Annotated in this window: 19 protein-coding genes; 8 read left to right on the forward strand and 11 right to left on the reverse strand. The window is 40.9% G+C overall.

What is annotated here, in order from left to right:
- Nucleotides 1–233: 233 nt before the first annotated feature.
- From ACLL8Z_RS04325 to ACLL8Z_RS04335, 3 genes are all read right to left on the reverse strand, one after another.
- Nucleotides 234–1,784: an Rne/Rng family ribonuclease gene (locus ACLL8Z_RS04325; RefSeq protein WP_411273533.1), complete on the reverse strand. Its 1,551-nt coding sequence runs from the start codon at nucleotides 1,782–1,784 to the stop codon at nucleotides 234–236.
- 284 nt (nucleotides 1,785–2,068) lie between these two features.
- Nucleotides 2,069–2,917: a tetratricopeptide repeat protein gene (locus ACLL8Z_RS04330; protein ID WP_411273534.1), complete on the reverse strand. Its 849-nt coding sequence runs from the start codon at nucleotides 2,915–2,917 to the stop codon at nucleotides 2,069–2,071.
- A gap of 16 nt (nucleotides 2,918–2,933) precedes the next feature.
- On the reverse strand, nucleotides 2,934–3,218 hold the full coding sequence (locus tag ACLL8Z_RS04335; protein WP_079702858.1) for an HU family DNA-binding protein: 285 nt from the start codon (nucleotides 3,216–3,218) through the stop codon (nucleotides 2,934–2,936).
- 160 nt (nucleotides 3,219–3,378) lie between these two features.
- Between ACLL8Z_RS04335 and mutY the strand changes: the two genes are divergently transcribed.
- From mutY to ACLL8Z_RS04350, 3 genes are all read left to right on the forward strand, one after another.
- On the forward strand, nucleotides 3,379–4,437 hold the full coding sequence (mutY, locus tag ACLL8Z_RS04340) for an A/G-specific adenine glycosylase (protein ID WP_411273535.1): 1,059 nt from the start codon (nucleotides 3,379–3,381) through the stop codon (nucleotides 4,435–4,437).
- A gap of 18 nt (nucleotides 4,438–4,455) precedes the next feature.
- Nucleotides 4,456–4,908, forward strand: coding sequence for a single-stranded DNA-binding protein (locus ACLL8Z_RS04345; protein ID WP_411273536.1), 453 nt, complete (start codon nucleotides 4,456–4,458; stop codon nucleotides 4,906–4,908).
- A 124-nt stretch (nucleotides 4,909–5,032) separates the two neighbouring features.
- Nucleotides 5,033–8,236: a S41 family peptidase gene (locus tag ACLL8Z_RS04350; RefSeq protein ID WP_411273537.1), complete on the forward strand. Its 3,204-nt coding sequence runs from the start codon at nucleotides 5,033–5,035 to the stop codon at nucleotides 8,234–8,236.
- A 76-nt stretch (nucleotides 8,237–8,312) separates the two neighbouring features.
- Here ACLL8Z_RS04350 and ACLL8Z_RS04355 read toward each other — a convergent pair whose 3' ends face one another.
- Complete coding sequence (locus ACLL8Z_RS04355) at nucleotides 8,313–9,620, reverse strand: amidohydrolase (protein WP_411273538.1); 1,308 nt, start codon at nucleotides 9,618–9,620, stop codon at nucleotides 8,313–8,315.
- 276 nt (nucleotides 9,621–9,896) lie between these two features.
- On the opposite strand from ACLL8Z_RS04355, the gene ACLL8Z_RS04360 reads away from it, so the two are divergent.
- Entirely contained in the window at nucleotides 9,897–11,210 is a 1,314-nt protein-coding gene (locus tag ACLL8Z_RS04360; RefSeq protein ID WP_411273539.1) for an alpha/beta fold hydrolase, read from the forward strand.
- Between the two features lie 87 nt (nucleotides 11,211–11,297).
- Here the strand turns inward: ACLL8Z_RS04360 and ACLL8Z_RS04365 are convergent, their stop codons facing one another.
- The 3 genes from ACLL8Z_RS04365 to ACLL8Z_RS04375 form a co-directional block, all read right to left on the reverse strand.
- A complete protein-coding gene (locus ACLL8Z_RS04365; RefSeq protein WP_411273540.1) occupies nucleotides 11,298–12,527 on the reverse strand; it encodes an MFS transporter in 1,230 nt (409 codons plus the stop codon).
- A gap of 94 nt (nucleotides 12,528–12,621) precedes the next feature.
- Nucleotides 12,622–13,143 carry a hypothetical protein gene (locus ACLL8Z_RS04370; protein ID WP_411273541.1) on the reverse strand — a complete coding sequence of 174 codons (522 nt, stop codon included), beginning with the start codon at nucleotides 13,141–13,143 and terminating at the stop codon, nucleotides 12,622–12,624.
- A gap of 126 nt (nucleotides 13,144–13,269) precedes the next feature.
- Nucleotides 13,270–13,686, reverse strand: coding sequence for a hypothetical protein (locus ACLL8Z_RS04375; RefSeq protein ID WP_411273542.1), 417 nt, complete (start codon nucleotides 13,684–13,686; stop codon nucleotides 13,270–13,272).
- A 191-nt stretch (nucleotides 13,687–13,877) separates the two neighbouring features.
- Between ACLL8Z_RS04375 and ACLL8Z_RS04380 the strand changes: the two genes are divergently transcribed.
- Together ACLL8Z_RS04380 and ACLL8Z_RS04385 are read left to right on the forward strand one after the other, a co-directional pair.
- The gene (locus ACLL8Z_RS04380; RefSeq protein WP_411273543.1) at nucleotides 13,878–14,681 is read left to right on the forward strand and encodes a tRNA pseudouridine synthase A; all 804 of its coding nucleotides are present in this window, start codon (nucleotides 13,878–13,880) and stop codon (nucleotides 14,679–14,681) included.
- Between the two features lie 65 nt (nucleotides 14,682–14,746).
- On the forward strand, nucleotides 14,747–15,589 hold the full coding sequence (locus ACLL8Z_RS04385) for a DUF2911 domain-containing protein (protein WP_411273544.1): 843 nt from the start codon (nucleotides 14,747–14,749) through the stop codon (nucleotides 15,587–15,589).
- A gap of 150 nt (nucleotides 15,590–15,739) precedes the next feature.
- On the opposite strand, the gene ACLL8Z_RS04390 is transcribed toward ACLL8Z_RS04385, so the two are convergent.
- The 4 genes from ACLL8Z_RS04390 to ACLL8Z_RS04405 form a co-directional block, all read right to left on the reverse strand.
- Complete coding sequence (locus tag ACLL8Z_RS04390; protein ID WP_411273545.1) at nucleotides 15,740–15,937, reverse strand: hypothetical protein; 198 nt, start codon at nucleotides 15,935–15,937, stop codon at nucleotides 15,740–15,742.
- Between the two features lie 63 nt (nucleotides 15,938–16,000).
- Nucleotides 16,001–16,387, reverse strand: a complete 387-nt coding sequence (locus ACLL8Z_RS04395; RefSeq protein ID WP_411273546.1) for a hypothetical protein — start codon at nucleotides 16,385–16,387, stop codon at nucleotides 16,001–16,003.
- Nucleotides 16,388–16,608: 221 nt separating this feature from the next.
- Nucleotides 16,609–17,082 carry a PA2169 family four-helix-bundle protein gene (locus ACLL8Z_RS04400; protein WP_411273547.1) on the reverse strand — a complete coding sequence of 158 codons (474 nt, stop codon included), beginning with the start codon at nucleotides 17,080–17,082 and terminating at the stop codon, nucleotides 16,609–16,611.
- Nucleotides 17,083–17,305: 223 nt separating this feature from the next.
- Nucleotides 17,306–17,770, reverse strand: a complete 465-nt coding sequence (locus ACLL8Z_RS04405) for a response regulator (protein WP_411273548.1) — start codon at nucleotides 17,768–17,770, stop codon at nucleotides 17,306–17,308.
- 158 nt (nucleotides 17,771–17,928) lie between these two features.
- On the opposite strand from ACLL8Z_RS04405, the gene ACLL8Z_RS04410 reads away from it, so the two are divergent.
- Both ACLL8Z_RS04410 and ACLL8Z_RS04415 read left to right on the forward strand, forming a co-directional pair.
- Nucleotides 17,929–18,738: a hypothetical protein gene (locus ACLL8Z_RS04410; RefSeq protein ID WP_411273549.1), complete on the forward strand. Its 810-nt coding sequence runs from the start codon at nucleotides 17,929–17,931 to the stop codon at nucleotides 18,736–18,738.
- Between the two features lie 67 nt (nucleotides 18,739–18,805).
- Entirely contained in the window at nucleotides 18,806–21,133 is a 2,328-nt protein-coding gene (locus tag ACLL8Z_RS04415) for an Rv1355c family protein (RefSeq protein WP_411273550.1), read from the forward strand.
- The last annotated feature ends 45 nt before the right edge of the window (nucleotides 21,134–21,178 follow it).

Below are 21,178 nucleotides of genomic sequence, written 5' to 3' on the forward strand. Positions count from 1 at the left end.
CCCAATAAAAAAACAGGTAGGCTTGACCCCGAAGGTGGTCAGATGTTTATAGAAGAATTAATTCTAGCCCTTTTCCCGACCCCGAAGGTGGTCGTATGTGAAAATTTCTGACACATGCGACCACCTTCGGGGTCGACTTATCGGAAATATCCATTACTATAAACATGCGACCGCCTTCGGGGTCGAAAAGAAAAATCTTTTTACCGGACACTAGTGATTTTCTCATTCACTAATTAAAGTTTAATTTCTTCGTCTTTTGAGTTAAGGAAGTGAAACTCTGTAAGGTAATAAGAAGGAGATGGTTTAACAGTTATCCATTTATTGTACTTGAAGAACCATTTCCACTGATTTGAAAACAAGCCCTTTTTAATATAAGCCTCAATATAAGGGTGTACGCACAACGTAACGTTTTTCTCGTTCTGTTCGTTAAGTATGTAGTTCAGATTGTTCTCTATATCATCCATTAAAATGATACTTGCTTTGATTTCACCAGTTCCATCACAGGCTGGGCATTTCTCATTTGTAACGATATTCATTTCAGGCCTTACACGCTGGCGGGTGAGTTGAACCAGACCGAACTTACTTGGAGGAAGAATTGTATGCTTGGCGCGATCGCGAAGCATCTGTTCCTTAAGATAATCAAAAAGCTCTTTCCTGTTTTGAGGCTTGTGCATATCGATGAAGTCGATAACCACAATTCCTCCCATATCCCGAAGACGCAGCTGACGTGCAATCTCCTTGGCGGCCTCCATATTGATCATCAGGGCATTTTGATCCTGATTTTCCGTGTTGGCTGTACGGTTGCCGCTATTTACATCTATAACATGAAGTGCTTCTGTGTGCTCAATTACCAGGTATGCTCCTCCTGGAAGGTTAACTGTACGTCCGAAAGCAGCCTTAATCTGTTTCTCTATACCGAAATGTTCAAATATTGGCTCCTTTCCGCGATAATGCTTCACGATCTTGTCCATCTCCGGTGAAATCTCGTGAACGTACGATCTTATCTCTTCATAAAGAGACGGATCCTGAATATGGATGTTTGTAAAATCAGCATTCAGAATATCTCTCAGAATAGTAGACGTACGACCCATCTCGCCCAAAATTTTCTTTGACGGCTCCGTAAGTGGCAAGCGCTTTGAGAATTTTTCCCACTTTTCGATCAAATCGAGAAGATCCTTTTGAAGTTCTGCAACTCCTTTTCCTTCAGATACGGTCCGGATAATTACACCAAAGTTCTTAGGTTTAATACTTTCAACGATCTTCTTAAGGCGATTGCGCTCTGTATTGCTCTTGATCTTTTTCGAAATTGAAATAACATCCGAAAATGGCACAAGGACAGAAAACCGCCCGGCAATTGAAATATCTGAACTAAGACGCGGACCTTTGGTTGAAATCGGCTCTTTAGCAATTTGTACCGGAAGCAACATGTTCCGGCTTAATAATTCTGAAATTTTACCTGACTTATTGATGTCAGCTTCCAGTCTGAAACTATTTAGCAGTTTATCTCTATAACTGCCGTTCTTTACAATCTTGGTTAGCTTTAAAAGCGACTGGACCTGTGGCCCGAGGTCAAGATAATGCAGAAAAGCATCCTTTTCATAGCCTACATCTACAAAAGCAGCATTCAATCCGGGCATGATCTTTTTGATCTTCCCCATATATATATCGCCAACAGCATAATTGTTGTTGACCTGCTCCGTATTAAGTTCTACAAGTTGCTTGTCCTGCAGTAAAGCAATAGTAACCCCACCTGGGGATGAATTGATAATTAATTCCTTTACCAATAGCTACTGTTTAAGATGCCGTTGAACAACGGCATACGTTTATACAAGGACTAAATTAAAAACAAACCGAAAACAGACAACCTCCAGCGCTTGATGCGGGGGAGGTTAGCTGTTACCTTAAGTCGTGAATAATTACTTGAGTCAAAAACTCAACAATTACACCAGACTATTTTTTCTTATGTCTGTTTTTTCTTAAACGCTTTTTACGTTTGTGGGTAGCCATTTTATGTCTTTTTCTTTTCTTACCGCTTGGCATAATGTTGTTTTTTAAAATGTTTTATAATTTAATTACTTAATTCGTTCACTTTTCGATCAACAAATTGACTCATATTAGGGTCAGCAGCGATCTCTTTAGTTTTTAAATAGGCTCCGATGGCTTCAGATTTCATACCCATATTTTCATAGCTTGATGCAAGATAAAACCATGCCTCTGCGCTAGGAGCTTGAGCGATCACCGTTTTAAAGCGGTCGACTGCTTTCTCATACTGTCCTGACTTCATCGAAAATAATCCCAGATTAAGGTTAGCCTTTAAATTCTTAGGATCGTTTTTCACGACCTCTAATAATAACTGGATACCCTGCATGGGATTAGACGTACCTGACACGTATGCAATACCCAAACCGGTTTTAACTTCAGAAGTATTAGGCTGAAGCTTATCTGCCTGCTGATAGGCAAAAATAGCTTTTTGTACAAGCGCAGGCTGCATCAAGGTATCAGTTGTTTGCTGGTACGCATCTGTAAATTTATCCCCAGCTTTTAACCAGGGCGTAAACCCAGGTTCTTTTTGAGCTATTAATTCATAATAAAAAGCTGCTGGCGTAGCCTGATTGAGATCATCCCATTGCTGAGCTAATTTCTTATGCAGATCAACTTTTTCATTCTCAGAAGCGCTTTTTAGGGCTGCTTCAAGATCGGTAACCTGTTTTCTAAGGTTTGCAGTCAAATCCTGCTTTGAAAGCACTGATACCTCTTCCACATTGAAGACTTTAGCCGGGGGCGCGGCCTGAATTGATGTCGGGCCAGCAGCAGATTCTTCTTTAGGTTTAACGAGTCCCTGGATATCCATAGACAGCATAAGCCCCATCAGGACAATTGCTGAACCCACTACCATAACTTGTTTCCTGTTTAACATCCTTAAAAATTGAAGATTATTTATTGCCGCTTTTTACTTTCTCAACAAAAACTTTAGCTGGCTTGAAGCTTGGAACAAAATGTTCCGGGATAATAATTGCAGTATTTTTTGATATATTTCGGGCAGTTTTTTTTGCTCTTTTCTTAACGACGAAGCTTCCAAACCCTCTCACATACACATTCTCTCCACTCACCATGGAATTTTTTACCACTTTGAAAAACGCCTCTACCGCTTCTTGTACATCTACTTTTTCAATTCCTGTTTTATTAGCGATTTCTGTAATAATTTCTGCCTTGGTCATATCTGTATTCTTTATAAATTTATCGTAAAAACTTAACTGTTTTGGGGTTGCAAAAGTATTGGTTTAAATTGAAACTGGGAAATATATCTGCTTTTTTTTAAAACCAAGTAGCTATAAAACAAATAGTAAGATACTTTTGCAGACTTAAATAGACCCATATATGGATTTTGCCCGTGTAATTATTGATTGGTATAGTCACCATAAAAGAGATCTTCCCTGGCGGCATACATCAGATCCGTATGTTATATGGCTTTCAGAAATAATTATGCAGCAAACCCGGGTTGATCAGGGCACTCCCTATTTCAATCGCTTTGCGGAAAAGTATCCGACTGTTGCCGATTTTGCCTCTGCAGAAGAAGATGACATCCTGAAGATGTGGCAGGGCTTAGGGTATTATTCGCGTGGCCGGAATATGCATTATACCGCTCGAATGGTCATGGAAGAATATGGTGGATATTTTCCAAGCGATTACAATTCACTGTTAAAACTCAAAGGGATCGGCGAATACACTGCCGCCGCTATCTCATCCTTTTCCACCAATGAGGCAAGAGCCGTAGTGGATGGGAATGTTTTCAGACTTCTCGCCCGATATTTCGGGATCGACATTCCTATTAACACCGGTAAAGGAAAAAAGGTTTTTACCGACATCGCCAACCAATTAATCGATAAGAAACAGGCTGGTATTTATAATCAGGCAGCTATGGAATTCGGATCGCAGGTATGCAAACCTAAGAACCCCCATTGCCCCTTGTGCCCGCTTCGACCAGGCTGCACAGCCTGCCTTTCAAGCCGCATCAATGTGCTACCTGTTAAAATCAAAACTCAAAAGGTTCGCGAACGGTATTTCAATTATATAATCGCTATTAAAAACGACTGTATTTTGATGAATAAAAGAGGGCCGAACGACATTTGGGAAAACTTATATGAGCTTCCCCTTTTTGAAACTGACAACTCGATAGAAGTCGGGAGTTTAACTGCACAAGAAAACTTTGTTGATGCATTTGGTCCCCGGGTGCACATTAAATCAGTTGTAGGTCCGGTTAAACATATTCTAAGCCACCAAAGGCTTTACGCTACTTTTATTGAACTAGAAGAGTACCAGGAGCAATTAACACTACCAAATTACTGGAAATATGTGAGAATTCAAGATCTTGAAAGGTTAGCACAACCAAAACTAATTTTCCACTTTTTCAAAAATTTCGTTAAATTAATAAAATGATTAAAACCTAATAAGAATATGTCGGGTATTAACAAAGTAATTTTAGTCGGACATCTGGGCAAAGATCCTGAGGTCCGTCACCTGGAAGGGAATGTAACTGTTGCCAGCTTCCCTTTAGCGACTTCCGAAACCTACAACAAGGATGGACGAAAAATTGAGCAAACCGAATGGCATAACATCGTTATGTGGAGAGGGTTAGCTGATGTTGCATCTAAATACCTTCAAAAAGGGAAACTTGTTTATATTGAGGGGAAATTAAGGACCCGCTCTTTCGAAGATAAGGAGGGTCATAAAAAATATACAACTGAAATTGTTGCTGAGAACTTTACTATGCTTGGCAGAAAAAGTGATTTTGACAATGGGAATGGCGATCACGCTCAGACTGAAACTACTACACAATCTAAATCAGCAGACAGTCAGCCTATGGATTACACAAGCCAGACTGAAGTTGAAGGAGACCTGCCATTCTAATCAATCTAAATTGCAAATACCGAAGGATAATTCGCTCTTCGGTATTTGAATTCGCCAGAGCAGGGGTGAAAGGTGTGGCTTTTTTTCATTAATTTTCGCACTAATTTCAAGAAGCCTCAATATCATGAAGAAAAATTTTATGTTGTCGTGTCTGGCCTGTTTTTTTGTCCTAATGACTTACGGCCAGGATGATTTGTTGCTTCGTCATCCGTCCGTTAATAATGACGGAACGATCATAGCTTTCTCTTATCAGGGTGATATATGGACTGTTCCGGCGATGGGAGGACGACCGTCGAGACTTACTATACATGAAGCGTACGAAAGCAATCCTCTTTTTAGTCAAGATGGTAAGTTGATAGCATTTTCGGGTAATCGGTATGATAACAATGATATTTTTATCGTACCTGTTGAAGGAGGATCGTCAAAGCGTCTCACTTATCATTCCGCAGCAGATAATATTGCGAGTTGGACAAATGATGGTTCGGTCATTTTTACAACAAGTAGAGAATTTCGGCAGATTGAACGAGACCCGGAAATGTATTCTATTTCCTTAACCGGCGGTACTGAACAAAGAATTACTGATATCCTCGGATTTGAGCCGGTAACTTCGCCAGACGGAAGGTTCATTGCATTTTCCCGCGGGGGAAGTAACCCAGTTGCAAGAGAAGATTACACAGGTTCTTCAGACAGGGAAATCTGGACAATGGATACCAAAACGAAAGTTTACAATAAGCTTCCGCTCTTTTCTACGAATGACATACAGCCTCAATGGAGCAGTAACAATACATTGTATTTCCTCAGCTCTAATTCCGGGACTTATAATTTATACAAAATTGGTATCGACGGTAATGGAAGAGCATCGGGAAAACCGGAACAGTTAACAAGCTATAAAGATGAAGCCATCCGGCATTACGGAATTTCCAAAGATGCGTCAACAATAGTTTTTGAAAAGGATATAAATCTCTATCTCTTAAAGACAAACAATGGAACTGCGGCGAAGATTGATATTCGACTGAATGCAGATGACCGTTTCGATGCTTTTGAAAGTAAAACTTTGAGTACAGGTGCAACCGAGTATGCACTTAGCCCGAACGCGAAGCTGCAGGCATACACTATCAGGGGTGAAATATTTATCAAAGAAACGGATAAAGAAAAAATGACTAGTGTCAATGTATCTAATCACGCGTATAGAGATATGAATCCTGTGTGGCTGAACGATTCTGCGCTGGTATTTGCTTCAGATCGCACCGGCAGCAACTTCAACCTTTTCATGGCCCGTTCAATCGATACCAGTGAAGTAAATCTGTTCAGAACAATGAAACCAGGCATCGTTGAGTTAACAAATACGTCCGAAGATGAAACATCCCCTGTTGTATCTAATGATGGAAAAAAAATCGCTTATATAAGGGGGCGGGGTAAATTGATCGTAGCTGATATTTCTGGAAACGGGCAATTGACAAATGCAAAAGTTTTGAGTGATAGCTGGGCACCTCCCTCAAGAATAGCGTGGAGCCCCGACAACAAATGGCTGGCCTACGCCCAGAATGATTTATATGCAAACAATGAAATATTTGTGCAGCCTGTTGATAATTCGGCAAAGCCTGTAAATGTAACCATGCATCCCAGAACGGAAACCAGACCGATTTGGAGCCCTGATGGTTCAAAGCTAGGCTTCCTCTCTTCAAGAAATAATTTAAGCAACGACGTTTGGTTTGTTTGGCTAAAGAAAGAAGACTGGGAAAAGGTAAATGAAGACTGGCAGGATGCGACTTCGGCAGAGACCACTACCGCACCAAAATCTTCGAAGACTCCAATTAAACCGATACAAATTGACTTTGAAGGCATTAGCGAAAGAACCGTTCAGGTAACCAGTTTTCCCGGCGATGAGGGTGATTTGGCTATTTCCAAGGATGGTCAGACATTTTTTTATACCGCGACGACAAGCACGGCGAAAGGCCGGGACCTGTATAGCATTAAATGGGACGGAAAAGAATTAAAGGAACTTACTAAAGGCGGATCTAACCCGTCATCTCTCGAATTTGATAGGGAAGGAAAATCCATTTATTTTTTCAGACAGGGTGGTTCGCTGGCTAGAATAGATGCAAAAACTTCTGCGCTGGAATCATTACCCTATTCTGCCAGATTAAAAATTGATTACCCCAAAGAGAAAGAACAAGTTTTTGAAGAAGCATGGAGAACAATTAGGGATCAATATTATGATCCTAAAATGCACGGCTATAATTGGGACGCGCTTCATAATAAGTATAAAGCGAGAGCGCTAGCCGCATCGACCAGTTCTGACTTCAGGGATATGTTTAACCTGATGCTGGGCGAACTTAATAGCAGTCACATGGGTTTTACCGTCGCTGATCGTACAGAAACACAAAGAGAAATAACTGGTCTGCTAGGCGCTGAATTAGTTTCCACTGTAGGCGGAATGAGAGTTGCGCGTGTTATTCCGGGTGCACCTGGAAGCAGAACAGGAAGCCGTTTGATCGCTGGTGATATTATTCTTGCGGTGAATGGGGAGCAGATTACAAAGGATGCAAACTTCTATAGCTACTTGACGGGCACAGTAAATCAAAGAGTATTGCTGTCAGTAAAAGGTACTAACAATATTACCAGGGAAGTAATCATAAGACCTGCCGCAAGTGAATCAGATGCTCTATACGAAGAATGGGTGGCCGAACGCCGAAAACTAGTTGATAAGTATTCGAACGGAAGATTGGGATATATCCACATTCAAGCAATGAATATTGAGAGTTTTGAAGAAACTGAAAGAGCATTCACCGCTGCAGGTTATGGCAAAGATGGTTTGATTGTTGACGTTCGTTACAATGGCGGTGGAAACACTACTGACTATCTTATGTCAGTTCTAAATTATAAGCAGCATGCCTATGCTATCCCAAGAGGTGCCAGTGAAGATCTTGAAAGAGATAAATTGAAGTTCAGGGAATACTATCCTGTTGGCGAACGCCTGGTGTATGCTGCATGGATGAAACCATCAATTGCATTATGTAATGAGAGCAGCTATTCGAACGCTGAAATTTTTGCGCATGCATACAAACATTTAGGCATTGGGAAACTTGTTGGAACACCAACTAACGGCTCTGTGATCTCTACAGGTGCAAAGTCATTGCTAGATGGCTCTTCAGTACGTTTACCGCTCAGAGGATGGTTTGTAAAAGCCACAGATAAAAACCAGGAGCTTGGCGCCGCTGTGCCAGATATACTCATAGAAAATTCTATAGATTATCGTACTAAGGGCGTAGATGAGCAGTTGAAAGCTGCAGCAGATGAGTTGATGAAACAATTACCTAATAAGTAAGGTTTCACTAACCGTAAAACATCTGATTAAAGATCTCTGGTTTATGTGAAACTATTTATGTGATCAAAAATAAAATTTACTTCTTCCCAAATTCCATGTAATCGATAGTTAGCCCCGCCAAAGCTTTAACACCGAGTTTAAAAGCACTTTCGTCAATGTAAAAATCCGGGGTATGGTGCGAGGCCGCGGTTTTAGGATCCTGACCATTCGGCATCCCCCCAAGGAAAAAAAATAAACCCGGAACTTTCTCCTGGAAGAATGAAAAATCTTCAGCTCCTGTTACTGGAGGGATAACCTTTACATTGCCCGCTCCAGCTATTCGATGGAGAGAGGGAATCATTTTTTCCGTTAAGGAGAGGTCGTTAAACGTGACGGGATAGCGTGAGCTATATGGCAATTTTATTTCTGCTACAGCTCCATTCGCTTCAGCCGTATTTGTTACGATCTGTCTGATCCTTTCCTCGATCAATTTACCATCCGAAGCACTTAAGTATCTCATCGTACCAAGCATTTCAGCCTGTTCCGGGATAATATTTGATCGAACACCTGCGTGTATAGATCCGATAGTGACTACCCCCGCGTTTTCTGTAACATTCAGGTTTCGGCTTACAATCGTCTGAAGGTTATTTACAATCTGCGCTGATGCAACTATGGGATCAATAGACGCCCAGGGAGATGCACCATGTGCCTGGCGACCCTTTATGATAATTTTCATATCATTCACCCCGGCCATCATGCCGCCGGGTCTATAAGTAATCTGGCCAGCTTCTGTTTGAGCCCAAATATGTAACCCAAAAACTACATCTACTTTGGGGTTTTCCAAAACTCCCTCTTTAATCATCAGCTCAGCCCCGCCTTCTTCACCAACCGGTGCCCCTTCTTCGGCAGGCTGGAAAAAAAACTTCACCGTACCTTTAAGGTCAGCCTTCATTCCTGCCAGTACCTCGGCTACACCCATAAGTATGGCGGTGTGCGAATCGTGACCGCATGCGTGCATTACTCCCACTTCCTGACCATTATATTGTGCTTTTACTGTCGACTTAAACGGCAGATCGCCACGTTCAGTTACGGGAAGAGCATCCATATCTGCGCGAAGCGCTACAACCGGTCCTGGCTTGCCGCCTTTTAAAATTCCTACTACACCAGTTTTGGCTACTCCGGTTTTTACTTCAATGCCAAGGCTTTCCAAATGTTTTGCAACAATGCCGGCCGTCCTTTTCTCACTATTGCCAAGTTCAGGGTGCTCATGAAAATCTCGTCGCCATGCGATTACTTTAGATTCGACCTTATCTGCAGCAAGACTAACCCTGTCTTTGGAATTAACTGTTTGTGAAAAAACTGGAAGTGAGCTTATAATTAATGCGACGAGAATGATGTTTTTCATTTGAATAGATTTGGTTTGGAATACGCACAAGTGAAATGAACACTTTTTTTTAAGATTCATGCTCTAGCGGATTTCATTGTAAGATTGGAACTAAAAGTACGAAAAATCTAAAATGAATCGAGTTATAGAAGAATTCATTATCCGCCATAATTAACTGAACTCGAACCGGAGTAGAGTTTATATCCGCCCCGGAGAGAAAATATCCGCTCGGACCTGCTTACAACTGATTGCTCACAGCTTTTCATTATCTTTCCGGCTTCAATTGAAATTCATTACATGAAATCTTGTAAAATAATTATAGCGCTTCTCTTCATAAGTCAGATAACATTTGCGCAAAGCATAATTAGCCTGATTAATCGCGCTGATTCCTTTTTTGATACAATGGACAAAGGGAAATTCGAAGAGGCACATACCTTTTTTGATGAAAGTGTAAAGGGCAAAATCAGCCCCGATGAACTTAAGCTGTTCTGGTTAAGACTTGGAAATAGCCTCGGGACATATGAATCTGTTGAAGGTGCACAAAACAAAACTCAGGGTGAGTTTTATCAGGTCACACTTAATTGCGTCTTTACAAAAGGATCTCAGGGTTTCACATTCATTTTCAATAAATCAGAGAAGCTGGTAGGATTCTTTGTAGCCCAGACAGCTGCGGAGGCTGCTTATGTCGCACCAGCTTATGCGGATACAATTCTTTACACCGAAAAAGAAATCCAGATTAAGTTTGCAGGCGGACAGATGGCTGGTTTGCTGACTACTCCAACAGCCGGGACAAATTTTCCGATTGTCGTACTCGTACATGGTTCAGGTCCTTCCGATATGGATGAAACTGTCGGGCCGAACAGACCATTTAAAGACCTTGCCGCAGGGTTGGCTGCTAAGGGTATCGCCAGCATCCGATATGTTAAACGTTCGATGATATATCCTAATTCTTTCACCAAAACGTTTACAGTTAAAGAAGAGGTTTTAGACGATGCGCTTGCTGCAATAGAAATTGCGAAAAATACACCGGGAATAAACAAATCTCAGATATTTTTAATGGGGCATAGTCTTGGTGGGATGCTTGCGCCTCGAATAGCTGCCCTTGCGCCTGACTTAGCCGGCCTGATACTTGCAGCCGCTCCTGCCCGTAAATTGTCGGATCTGATAGCGGAACAAAATAAATACCTTTATGTCATTTCTGGCGATACCACGGCAGCAATGAGAAAACAATTTGAGGATGCGGCTAATGAGATCGACCGGTCGCGACTGCTAAAATTAGGCGATATTAAGCCGGACTCTGTAATTCTTTCGGCACCAGCATCCTATTGGATAGATATTAATAATTATGATCAACTGGCTTCAGCGAGGAAATTTAGCAAGAAGATCCTGGTACTTCAAGGGGAAAATGACTTTCAAGTTTCCGTACAAGATTTTAATATCTGGAGAGCTGCTTTAGCTACAAATAGGAATTCTTCATTTAAACTTTATCCCGATCTAAATCATCTTTTGTCCTCCCAAAAACAAAAGGGAAATGGGATGCAATACCGGATTCCAGCCAATGTTTCTCCAAAGCTTATTGATGATATTGCGCTTTGGATTAAAGGGAAATAAGAGCAGGGTTATTGTCTGAATTAGGATTCATGGGATGATATGATTCATAGGATGCTGGGTGGAGAGGGAAATTTGATTTAGTGCTTTTTACTTTCCTTTTCTACCAATATCCGGCAGAAATCCCGTAATCAAACCAATCAGGGGAAGAAAGGCGCAAATACTATATACATATTCAATACTTGTCCGGTCAGCTAAGGCTCCAAGTAGAGCAGATCCCACCCCGCCCATTCCAAAAGCAAAGCCGAAGAAAAGCCCGGAAATCATGCCCACTTTACCGGGAATAAGTTCCTGTGCGTAAACCAGGATAGCTGAGAAAGCTGATGCAAGTATTACTCCTATTGGTACAGTTAGAACTGCCGTCCAGAATAAATTAGCATGTGGTAATAAAAGTGTAAAAGGTGCCACACCGAGAATAGAACCCCAAATTACATATTTCCGACCTATCTTATCGCCAAGGGGACCGCCGATGAGGGTGCCAGCTGCTACGGAAAAAAGGAATATGAATAAATAAATCTGCGAGCTTTGAACAGACACACCAAACTTGTGAATCACATAAAAAGTGTAATAGCTGCTCATACTCGTGAGATAGAAATACTTTGAGAAAATGAGGATTAATAATATCATCACCGACAGGATAATCTTATTCCTTGGAAGCGTCTGGACAGTATACGCAGTGACTACCTTATCCGCTCTGGACTTAATTTTAAGTTTGTACCAGCTTCCAACATTCAACAATATTATAATAGCCAATAAAGCGAGGACGGAGAACCATATAATATTTGATTGCCCGTATGGCACAATTATGAGCGCTGCCAAAAGGGGCCCTATGGAGCTTCCAGCATTCCCCCCCACCTGGAAAACTGACTGGGCCATACCCCTTCTCCCGCCGGATGCCATACTTGCCATTCGGGACGCTTCGGGATGAAAAATTGAAGACCCGATCCCTACAAGCGCAACAGAAAAGATCAGCATCCCAAAATTTGAGGCTTGGGATAGCAATACCAGGCCCGCCAGGCTAAATCCCATTCCGATCGCCAGTGAATAGGGCTGTGGTTTTCTGTCGGTATATAGACCCACAAAAGGCTGTAGCAAAGAAGCAGCCATTTGAAAGGTCAATGTGATCAGTCCGATCTGAGTGAAGGTTAAACTGAACGAATCTTTAACTATTGGGTAAATTGCAGGGATCAACGACTGTATGGTGTCATTTAAAAGGTGCGAAAAACTTATCGCAAATAAAATAGGAAATACAGTTTGTCCGGTAACATTCTTGATCCTGTTCACTGGTATTTCCCCGGAATTGTTTAACTGCTCATTCATCAGACACAAATATCTTAGGTAGGGTTTACAAAAGTAAATAAGATTTAGAAAACGTATGAAGTACGATTACTAACGGCAAGAGACATCCCGACCATTAGATCTGCGATTGAAAGGCCTCCCGCAGGTGCCAGACTGCTTTATTTTTATCAGATGAATCACCGATGCGGATGATGTCGCAAAGGGCGAGAAGTTTATAAAGCAGACGGTCTTTTTTTACAGCCTTTATAACCGTAGGGTATAATGGTAGAATTGTCTGCCCTCTTTCTTTACCCAGGTCATCCGCCCAAACTAATTTTTCCTCTGATGAAAAACTGAGGTACAAAGATGATTCAGAATGAGCAGTGTAAATCCCCTTCATAACAGGACCGAGTTGGGCTGGAAAAACATATTGAAGACCGTTTTCAAGGAATTTCAAAAGTGAATCCTTGTTTACCGTCCTGCTATCAGATAAAATTAGCCCGGCTATTGAAGAACGGTTAAGAGATTCACTGATTTCCGAAGCGCTTATAAATAATTTTGAAGCGAGATCCTTTATTCTGTTTCTCACTTCGCCATCAAGGGCTAATTTCAAAAGTACTACGACGTCTTGAGGGCGCATTCCTTTGTGTTCTTTCATAATGAAAGATACAATATTTTGCTAATTCGTATATCGCGAACTGCTATTATTGTGGAAAACTTCTCGAAACAAAATCAAGGTTGAACTCTCAAGCCGAAATTGGGGAGTCGAATCTAATATTTAGGGCTATGTTAAGGGTGCTCCAACCTGAACATCGCACCTATGTCCTGGCAAACCGTGTGCCGGATTAATTTTAACACCGGCTGCAGAGGGAGTTGGACCAGCTGCTGGCAATGTAGGAGCCGACTGAACTGGCATAGGATTCATATTGATAGTTGGAGGATTTTGTACGGGTGCTGCAGCTCCGGATGCTGAGCTAAGAGGAGCTCCCACCGGCAAGTCGCAGCGATGTCCCGCCAATCCATGTGCCGGATTGGTAGCGGGTGTTGCAGATCGAGAAGAAAGAGGTTCAGCAGAACCAACTTGTGAAGGTACTGCCTGTTGAATTTCAGGTGCAGCCTCCCCTTTTTTATCGTTTTGAACTACTGCAATTACAGTCGCTCCTGCCAGGACTATGCCTGCGATTACTAAGATCGTTCTCATATATTCTTAATCCAGATCTGCATTGGTACAGACCTTCCGAAGTTACTGAATTTTTAAATAAAGGCTTTGTAACAAGGTCGTCCGTTCATACGCTGGACTATCTGTAACTAGGTTACGAACTAACTGTTCAAGCTAAAGAACCATTGAATCCTTTACTATATTTTGATAGCTTAGCGGAAATACACTTCCCGTTGAGATATTTTGTCCACATATCCTACAAAGGCACACGTTATTATGGCTGGCAAAACCAGCCCAACAAACTAAGTGTGCAGGAGGTTCTTGAAACAACTTTAAGTAAAATCCTCAAAAAACCCGTCACCATATATGGCTGTGGACGAACTGATGCAGGCGTTCATGCAAGTCAATTCTTTTTTCACATCGATATCGAACAGGATTGGGATTTTGATCTGTTCTTTAGATGGAACCGAATCCTCCCAGCCGATATTGCTATATTTGACATCATACCTGTTGAGGGCCTTCCGCATGCACGATATGATGCTGTCCTTCGCACCTATGATTATTTCCTTCATACGCATAAAGACCCATTCCTAGGCGAAAGCAGTTCATTATATCTTCTACCGGAATTGAACCTGCAGGAAATGAAAAAAGCGGTTATGTTACTGCCAAAATACAATGATTACCGTCCGTATTGTAAGTCACCGGACAAGAATGAACACAACATCTGTAATGTTTCCTCGGCCGTTCTTTATATTAACGACCGCGGCAATCGTCTTCGCTTTCAAATCTCGTCCAATCGCTTTCTGGGACGCATGGTCCGCATACTTACAAGAAAACTGATTGATATTGGCAGCGGTACATTCAGTGTCGATCAATTTGAAAGTCACCTGATTACAAAACAGACCCCGGCTTTGATACTACCAGCACATCCTCAGGGACTTTATTTATCGAAAGTAACTTACCCGTTTCTGGACCTGCCCGTAAAAAATGATTTCAAATGTGAAACTGAGTTAGGAACTTTCTGGATAGAAGTCTAGTAAAAACCGCCCCACTTTATTTGTTTGATAATTATTCATTACTTTTAGTATCTAAAATTCTCAATATGAAAAAGCCACTTGTTTTACTCGCTTTAAGTATTTATTGCCTATTCAATAACCCCGTTCAGGCGCAAATGAAAATGCCGCAGATCAGCAGTTCACAAACTGTTATACAGGAATTTGGACTTGGCAGTGTTACAGTCAAATATTCACGACCAAATATGAAAGGAAGAAATGTATTTGCAGATTTGGCGCCTATAGGTGAAATATGGCGAACTGGTGCAAATACGGTTACCACGATAAGCTTTTCTGACGATATCAGTCTGGAGGGTAAGGCGGTTAAAGCGGGCGAATATGCATTATTAACTATCCCGGGGAAAGATTCGTGGACGATCATCCTGAACAAAGATACCAAACAATGGGGCGCATATTCTTATAAAGAAAGTGACGACGTTTTGCGATTTATGGTAAATCCGTCAAAGATGAAGGATAAGACAGAGACCTTTACCATTTCATTTAGCGACGTTACACCAACATCAGCCAAGCTAAACTTACTATGGGACGATACAAAAGTCGGTATATTAATGATAACCGATGTGGACAGCAAAGTAATGGCGAGCATCGATGAAGCTATGAAAAGCGAAAAAAAACCTTATATGCAAGCTGCAATTTACTATTACGATAATGGAAAAGATCTTTCGAAAGCCTTGGGCTGGATGAATGCGATTGCCCCGGCTGATCAAAAAACTCCCTGGTATAACTACTGGAAAGCCAAAATCCAGTTAAAGTCAGGCGACAAGTCGGGTGCGCTGACTAGTGCAAAGACCGGACTGGAAATTGCAAAAGCTATGAACAATGCAGAGTATGTAAGATTAAACACCGCGGTGATGGCTCAGGCAGGCAAATAATTGTATCGCTTATGGAAATAGGGGCTTCAGAAGGTACAATATTTCGATTAAGTCATCCCCATGAATTTGTTTTTGCTATTCATTGTAAAATCCATGATTCTGGTCATCACTGACAAACGGGTATATTCGTTAGAAAAAATATAGGCTCAATTAATATTTGACGATATAACCTGCTTCTTCAATGGCTCTAATTATATCTGCTTTAAGCAGGGAGTTATGAAAGGTTACTATTGCCCTTCCGCATTCCGTAGTAATGTTCACAACGTTCAACTTCTTAATTGAGTTGCAAACTTCAAGCTGTTTGTGAAGCCTGGTCATAGTAGGAATTTCAAAATGTATTGTTCTCATAAATTCAAACTTTATATAACTAATACGTCTACTCACACGATAATGCTATAGCTAATCAAATTTTTATTTCAAGGTTATCTCAACTTGTTCATCTGATGCTTCACCCCATACAAAGGGAGCAACTGGGACAGTGGCGTACTTCGCTCTTATAAAGCCTAGCTCCTCGGGTGCCTCTTCCTGAGAATCGCCAAAAACAAATGGAGCAAGAGAGACCATCAAAAGTTGTTCAGGCGCTCCCGACGGATCTCCCCAAGTAAAATCTGCAAATGGTACATAAGCATTTTTTGCCTTTAAAAACTTCAAAGACTCCGGGACTTCGATTTGCGAATTTTCCCAAACATTCGGAGCTACGGGGACTTTCGATCTTTTTTCATTACCGTCTGACAGTGCATAACTTGCTGTACTTAGTGCTAATAGTGAAAGGGTTAAAAGTGTAGTTAGAGTCTTCATATCGATTTAGCTTTGATTTTTTGTATTTGTTTGATCAAAAGTATATCGAAGAACAGGGAATAGAAACAGGAATTAGGCCGGTGAGGTAAAGTACTCGGTGAATGAGGGGAAATAAGCGGTGAGCGAATTATTTAGCAATGAACAATTTTTGGTGACACTGGATTTTCAAAAAAAATCCCCCAATTCTGTTGAACGGGGGATATTAAGAATATGAACTTTCCTTATACTTGTGCGTCACGCAATGCCTTAATTTTATCGTGAGAAATTCTTAACGTTGCTTTTTGCTCAGATATTAATGAACGGATATGACCCGGAAGATCATCCTCGCCCAATGCCATTTCATATGCTTTTTGAGCAGCATCTTCTCCAAATTCGCAGTTTTCAAGTACAGCTTTTCTATCATTACCACTGAATGCTACCTTCACATCCATCCATACGCGATAAATTTTTCCGCTGTTAGTTGTTCCCTGTTCTATTTCTTCGCCTGTAGAGGCAACTTCAGTTGCCAAAGCCAATTTCAAAGAATGACTTTCTCCAATCATCTCGGTAAACAAAGCCTTAAGGTCCTCATTTCCTTCTTTTAACTCATCTTTAGCCTTTTGATAACCTTCAATTCTGTCATTGTTTATCAAAATAAGGTCGTTTATAACGCCAGTGCTTTCTTTAGTTTCCATAATTGTCGATATTATTTTCATTTTACAACACCTCGATTTTAGGTTTGGTTTGTAAAAAGTGTAATTAACTCAAACGAGAAAAAAATTGCTGGGCATATATGACTTTTCGACCTGCGTTTGAAGTGATGTTGGCGCAAACAAGGAGTTTGATAAGAAAGGTAAAATGCGTGTAAAAAGGCTTAACATCACGAACTTGATGTCGCAAAATTAGTCTGAGAAACCCCGGAAAATGAATTAGTGTTTACTAGGATAACAACTTTTGCCTAAGCAAAAACTCGAGCTGATCATTGGAAACCGCCAGCTTACTATTCATTTCCTTTATCTCCTTGTTACTCTGGTAAACTTCGAAAGCCTTTTTAATAGTTTCTTCGAGTTCTTGTTCACTCCAGGGTTTGCTTAGATAATGATATATTTTACCCTTGTTAACTGCATCGATAACTGCATTCATATCTGCATAACCAGTTAACAATATACGTATGGGGTCAGGATACTTTTCGATCACTTTCTCGAGAAATTCTATCCCCGTCATATTAGGCATCCTCTGGTCGGTGATTATAATTTCAACTGGTTTTGTGTCCAGAATTCTCATTGCTTCATCAGCACTGATAGCGACTGAGATGTTATATTTAAGTCTGAATGTAGCCTTGAAAGATACCAGGTTATTTTCTTCGTCATCGACATATAGAATATCAATCTTTTTATCAGACATTTGTTGTTGGCATTAATATTTCGTCAAAAATACGGATTATTAACAAAAAGACACTAATTATGAGTTAAATTACTCCTTGAAACTTCGTAGCCAATTCGTAACTGATTTAACGAAAAACGAAATATATTCGCAAGATGATGCCGGGTATAATTTAATAAATGGAAATTCAATTTAATAACGGTAATCCTGTTGTAAGGCTTAGAGCTTTCAGAGCAATTGATGATCCTCGCTCGTGTGAATTATTTGTAGAGGGCCATAAACGCGTACTAACAAGTATCGGAGTTGAAAAAGTGACATCATCCAATAATGAGTGGACTCATAATCCTGCCGCATTTGTGATGATCGTTGAATCACTTGATAAGGAGCATATTTATGGCGGCGCGCGCATACATGTGGCGGGAGGAACTGAACCGCTGCCGATAGAACAAGCCACTGGTGCACTGGATCCATCTATCTACGAAATGGTATTTGATTATGCACAAAAAGGTACTGGAGAGGGCTGCGGTTTATGGAACTCGCGTGAAATAGCTGGTTACGGAATAGGCAGTATTTTTTTAACACGCGTGGGTGTTGCAATTTCCTCACAAATTGGTTTAGATTCTCTTTTTGGCTTGTGTGCACCTTATACTGTAAAAATGGCCCAAAGTGTAGGCTACGAAATTGAGGAGGCCATCGGAAATAATGGTACATTCTACTATCCAAAACTGGACCTCGTTGCCACTGTTCTTATTTTGCGTGACCTCAAAAACTTAAGTGCAGCTGATGAAGAAAATAGGGAAGCTATAAGCGCACTTCGCGAGAATTTACATTCTGTCAGAATTGAAGAGCTTCGGAAAAAAAAGATCGAAATCCACTACGATATCGAAATACCCAATATGGGAAATTGGGATTTGCAGGCTGTTATTAATAATGCAAAAAAGGGGGCATCAGCTGGAATTGTTGATGAAAGCAGTATAAATTTACTGTAATGTGAACCGACAAATCTTAAATAACATTACGCTTTCAAACGACATCTAAATTTTTTAATCAGGTACTATGAAAGCCAGGTTCAGGATACTTATTGAAACATCAAAACAATTACATCAAACGTATCATCCGGTATTTTTCCGAACAAACGATTCCTCAGATATGTCTTCCTTGGAAGTACTATTAGAGTCAGGCGAGGTAATTTTTGTTCATGATGAACTTTTCGGTCAACTTCGCGAACTGATGAAAATGAAAAGTCCTTCTTTTAAAATTAAGGACGAAGAGTATGATGACCTAATCAGCAATCACCTGGCGGGAAAGGATATCGATACCTATGGGGTTTGGGTATATTATCCATGGAGTCGCCGTTTAGTTCATATGCTTGATGAGGAGGAGTTTATTCAGGTGCGAACCAATCGAAATCAATATAAAATAACGCGCGAAGAACAGGATATTCTTAGTACTAAAACAATTGGTATCATTGGACTCTCCGTTGGACAATCAATTGCACTCACACTCGCAATGGAGAGAGGTTTCGGCGAACTCCGTCTCACTGATTTTGATACCCTTGAATTAAGTAATTTGAATCGGATACGGGCTGGCGTGCATAATCTCGGGGCGCCCAAAGTAGTGATCACCGCCAGGGAAATAGCTGAGATCGACCCCTTTTTGAAGGTAACGTGTTTCTTAGAAGGACTTACAGAAGAGAATATGGAATTATTCTTTTCCGAAAATGGAAAGCTTGATCTCCTAGTTGATGAATGTGATGGATTAGATATCAAAATACTGTCGCGCTACAAGGCTAGAGAACTTCGCATTCCAGTGCTAATGGATACAAGTGATCGCGGTATGCTCGACGTCGAGCGTTTCGACCTTGAACCTGAACGGGCATTACTTCACGGAACCATTGACAAACTGGATCCTAAAACTATCAAAGACTTGAGTACTGAAGATAAGATTCCGGTAATGTTACAAATGCTCGGTATTGAGAATGTCTCTCTTAGAGCAAAGGCTTCAATGCTTGAAGTGGAGCAAACAATTAATACCTGGCCTCAACTTGCCAGTTCAGTAACATTGGGCGGTGCAGTCGGTACTGATGTCTGCCGAAGGATCCTGCTAGACCAATTTCATGACTCAGGAAGATATTATATTGATCTCGATGAATTGATAGCAAATAAAAAGTTGCCGAAAGATGAGGCTTATGTCAGGCAGAACCCTTTCGTACCGATTTCTGAAGATGTTATGCTCTCGCTAGTTTCAGACTTGCAGCTTGAAGATAATCCGGACTACGTTCATCCAGACAAAGAAATAATAAACAAATTGGTAATGGCGGCTTCCGCTGCTCCCTCTACCGGAAATGATCAGCCGTGGAAATGGTTATTTATGAAAGGAGTCCTTTACCTCTTCCACGACGAATTCCGCTCTTTTTCTTTCGGTGATTTTCAAAAAACAGCTTCATTTATTAGTTTAGGAGCTGCTTATGAAAATCTATACATACAGGCATTAAGTCTGGGGATTGAAGCATCTTATTCACTATTTCCAAATAAATCTACAGAGAAGCTGGTAGCGGCAATCCGTTTCAAAAAACATGTTAGAAATACGGAATTTGAAGCCTTAAAAACCTTGGATAATGCTATATTTAAACGACATACAAACAGGATTCTTGCACCCAAAAAAGCAATTACAGACGACATCCTGTCACGACTTAAAATTTTTTCGGAATCAATTCCAGGTGCGAATTTCAAATATTTTACTACCGATAATGACTTGCGGGGACTTGCGAGGATCATTGGAGCGTGCGATAAAATTCGCCTATTAAACCCGGAAGGGCATTATGATTTCGTCCACCGCGAAATGAGATGGACAAATGAAGAAGCCGAGCGTACTCGTGATGGAATTGATATTCATACCCTTGGCCTGGGACACTCATTGATGGCTGCTATGAGCGTGATCAGAAGTGAAAAGGTAATAAATGCTGTTAAAGGCTTTGGTGGGGGAAACGCGTTGGGGATGCTTGCTATGCGAACAGTTTCAACCGCCTCGGCACTCTGCATGATTAGTCTACCTGGTTATAGCCTTAATAGTTTCTTTGAGGGAGGGAGGTCAATGGAAAGATTCTGGCTTGAGGCTACTAACTTAAATCTTGCAATTCATCCCCTAATTTCGCCCCTTTATCTTTTTTCACGTATTTTACATGGGAATGGCGAAGGTCTCGAAGGAAAAAATATAGCAGAACTCCAATTTCTACGCGAACAGTTTAATAAAATAACGCAATCGACTAGTGACAATTCAGAGATTTTTCTTGCAAAGATTGCCATTGCTTCGGAGCCTTCTTTAAAGGCTCATCGTTTACCGCTGGAAGATATTTTAGTTATCAAAAGTGCTATTTCAGATTAAATTGAAGAAAATTGTAATATTTATTAAATGACCAAAAGCAATTCG

The organism is Daejeonella sp., assembly GCF_046590655.1.
GTDB lineage: Bacteria > Bacteroidota > Bacteroidia > Sphingobacteriales > Sphingobacteriaceae > Daejeonella.

Excerpts from the sequence above, each read along its gene's own strand:
- ACLL8Z_RS04330 (WP_411273534.1), bottom strand. The coding sequence starts at position 2,917 with ATGTTAAACAGGAAACAAGTTATGGTAGTGGGTTCAGCAATTGTCCTG.
- ACLL8Z_RS04335 (WP_079702858.1), bottom strand. The coding sequence starts at position 3,218 with ATGACCAAGGCAGAAATTATTACAGAAATCGCTAATAAAACAGGAATT.
- mutY (WP_411273535.1), top strand. The coding sequence starts at position 3,379 with ATGGATTTTGCCCGTGTAATTATTGATTGGTATAGTCACCATAAAAGA.
- ACLL8Z_RS04345 (WP_411273536.1), top strand. The coding sequence starts at position 4,456 with ATGTCGGGTATTAACAAAGTAATTTTAGTCGGACATCTGGGCAAAGAT.
- ACLL8Z_RS04350 (WP_411273537.1), top strand. The coding sequence starts at position 5,033 with ATGAAGAAAAATTTTATGTTGTCGTGTCTGGCCTGTTTTTTTGTCCTA.
- ACLL8Z_RS04355 (WP_411273538.1), bottom strand. The coding sequence starts at position 9,620 with ATGAAAAACATCATTCTCGTCGCATTAATTATAAGCTCACTTCCAGTT.
- ACLL8Z_RS04360 (WP_411273539.1), top strand. The coding sequence starts at position 9,897 with ATGAAATCTTGTAAAATAATTATAGCGCTTCTCTTCATAAGTCAGATA.
- ACLL8Z_RS04365 (WP_411273540.1), bottom strand. The coding sequence starts at position 12,527 with ATGAATGAGCAGTTAAACAATTCCGGGGAAATACCAGTGAACAGGATC.
- ACLL8Z_RS04370 (WP_411273541.1), bottom strand. The coding sequence starts at position 13,143 with ATGAAAGAACACAAAGGAATGCGCCCTCAAGACGTCGTAGTACTTTTG.
- ACLL8Z_RS04375 (WP_411273542.1), bottom strand. The coding sequence starts at position 13,686 with ATGAGAACGATCTTAGTAATCGCAGGCATAGTCCTGGCAGGAGCGACT.
- ACLL8Z_RS04385 (WP_411273544.1), top strand. The coding sequence starts at position 14,747 with ATGAAAAAGCCACTTGTTTTACTCGCTTTAAGTATTTATTGCCTATTC.
- ACLL8Z_RS04390 (WP_411273545.1), bottom strand. The coding sequence starts at position 15,937 with ATGAGAACAATACATTTTGAAATTCCTACTATGACCAGGCTTCACAAA.
- ACLL8Z_RS04395 (WP_411273546.1), bottom strand. The coding sequence starts at position 16,387 with ATGAAGACTCTAACTACACTTTTAACCCTTTCACTATTAGCACTAAGT.
- ACLL8Z_RS04400 (WP_411273547.1), bottom strand. The coding sequence starts at position 17,082 with ATGAAAATAATATCGACAATTATGGAAACTAAAGAAAGCACTGGCGTT.
- ACLL8Z_RS04405 (WP_411273548.1), bottom strand. The coding sequence starts at position 17,770 with ATGTCTGATAAAAAGATTGATATTCTATATGTCGATGACGAAGAAAAT.
- ACLL8Z_RS04410 (WP_411273549.1), top strand. The coding sequence starts at position 17,929 with ATGGAAATTCAATTTAATAACGGTAATCCTGTTGTAAGGCTTAGAGCT.
- ACLL8Z_RS04415 (WP_411273550.1), top strand. The coding sequence starts at position 18,806 with ATGAAAGCCAGGTTCAGGATACTTATTGAAACATCAAAACAATTACAT.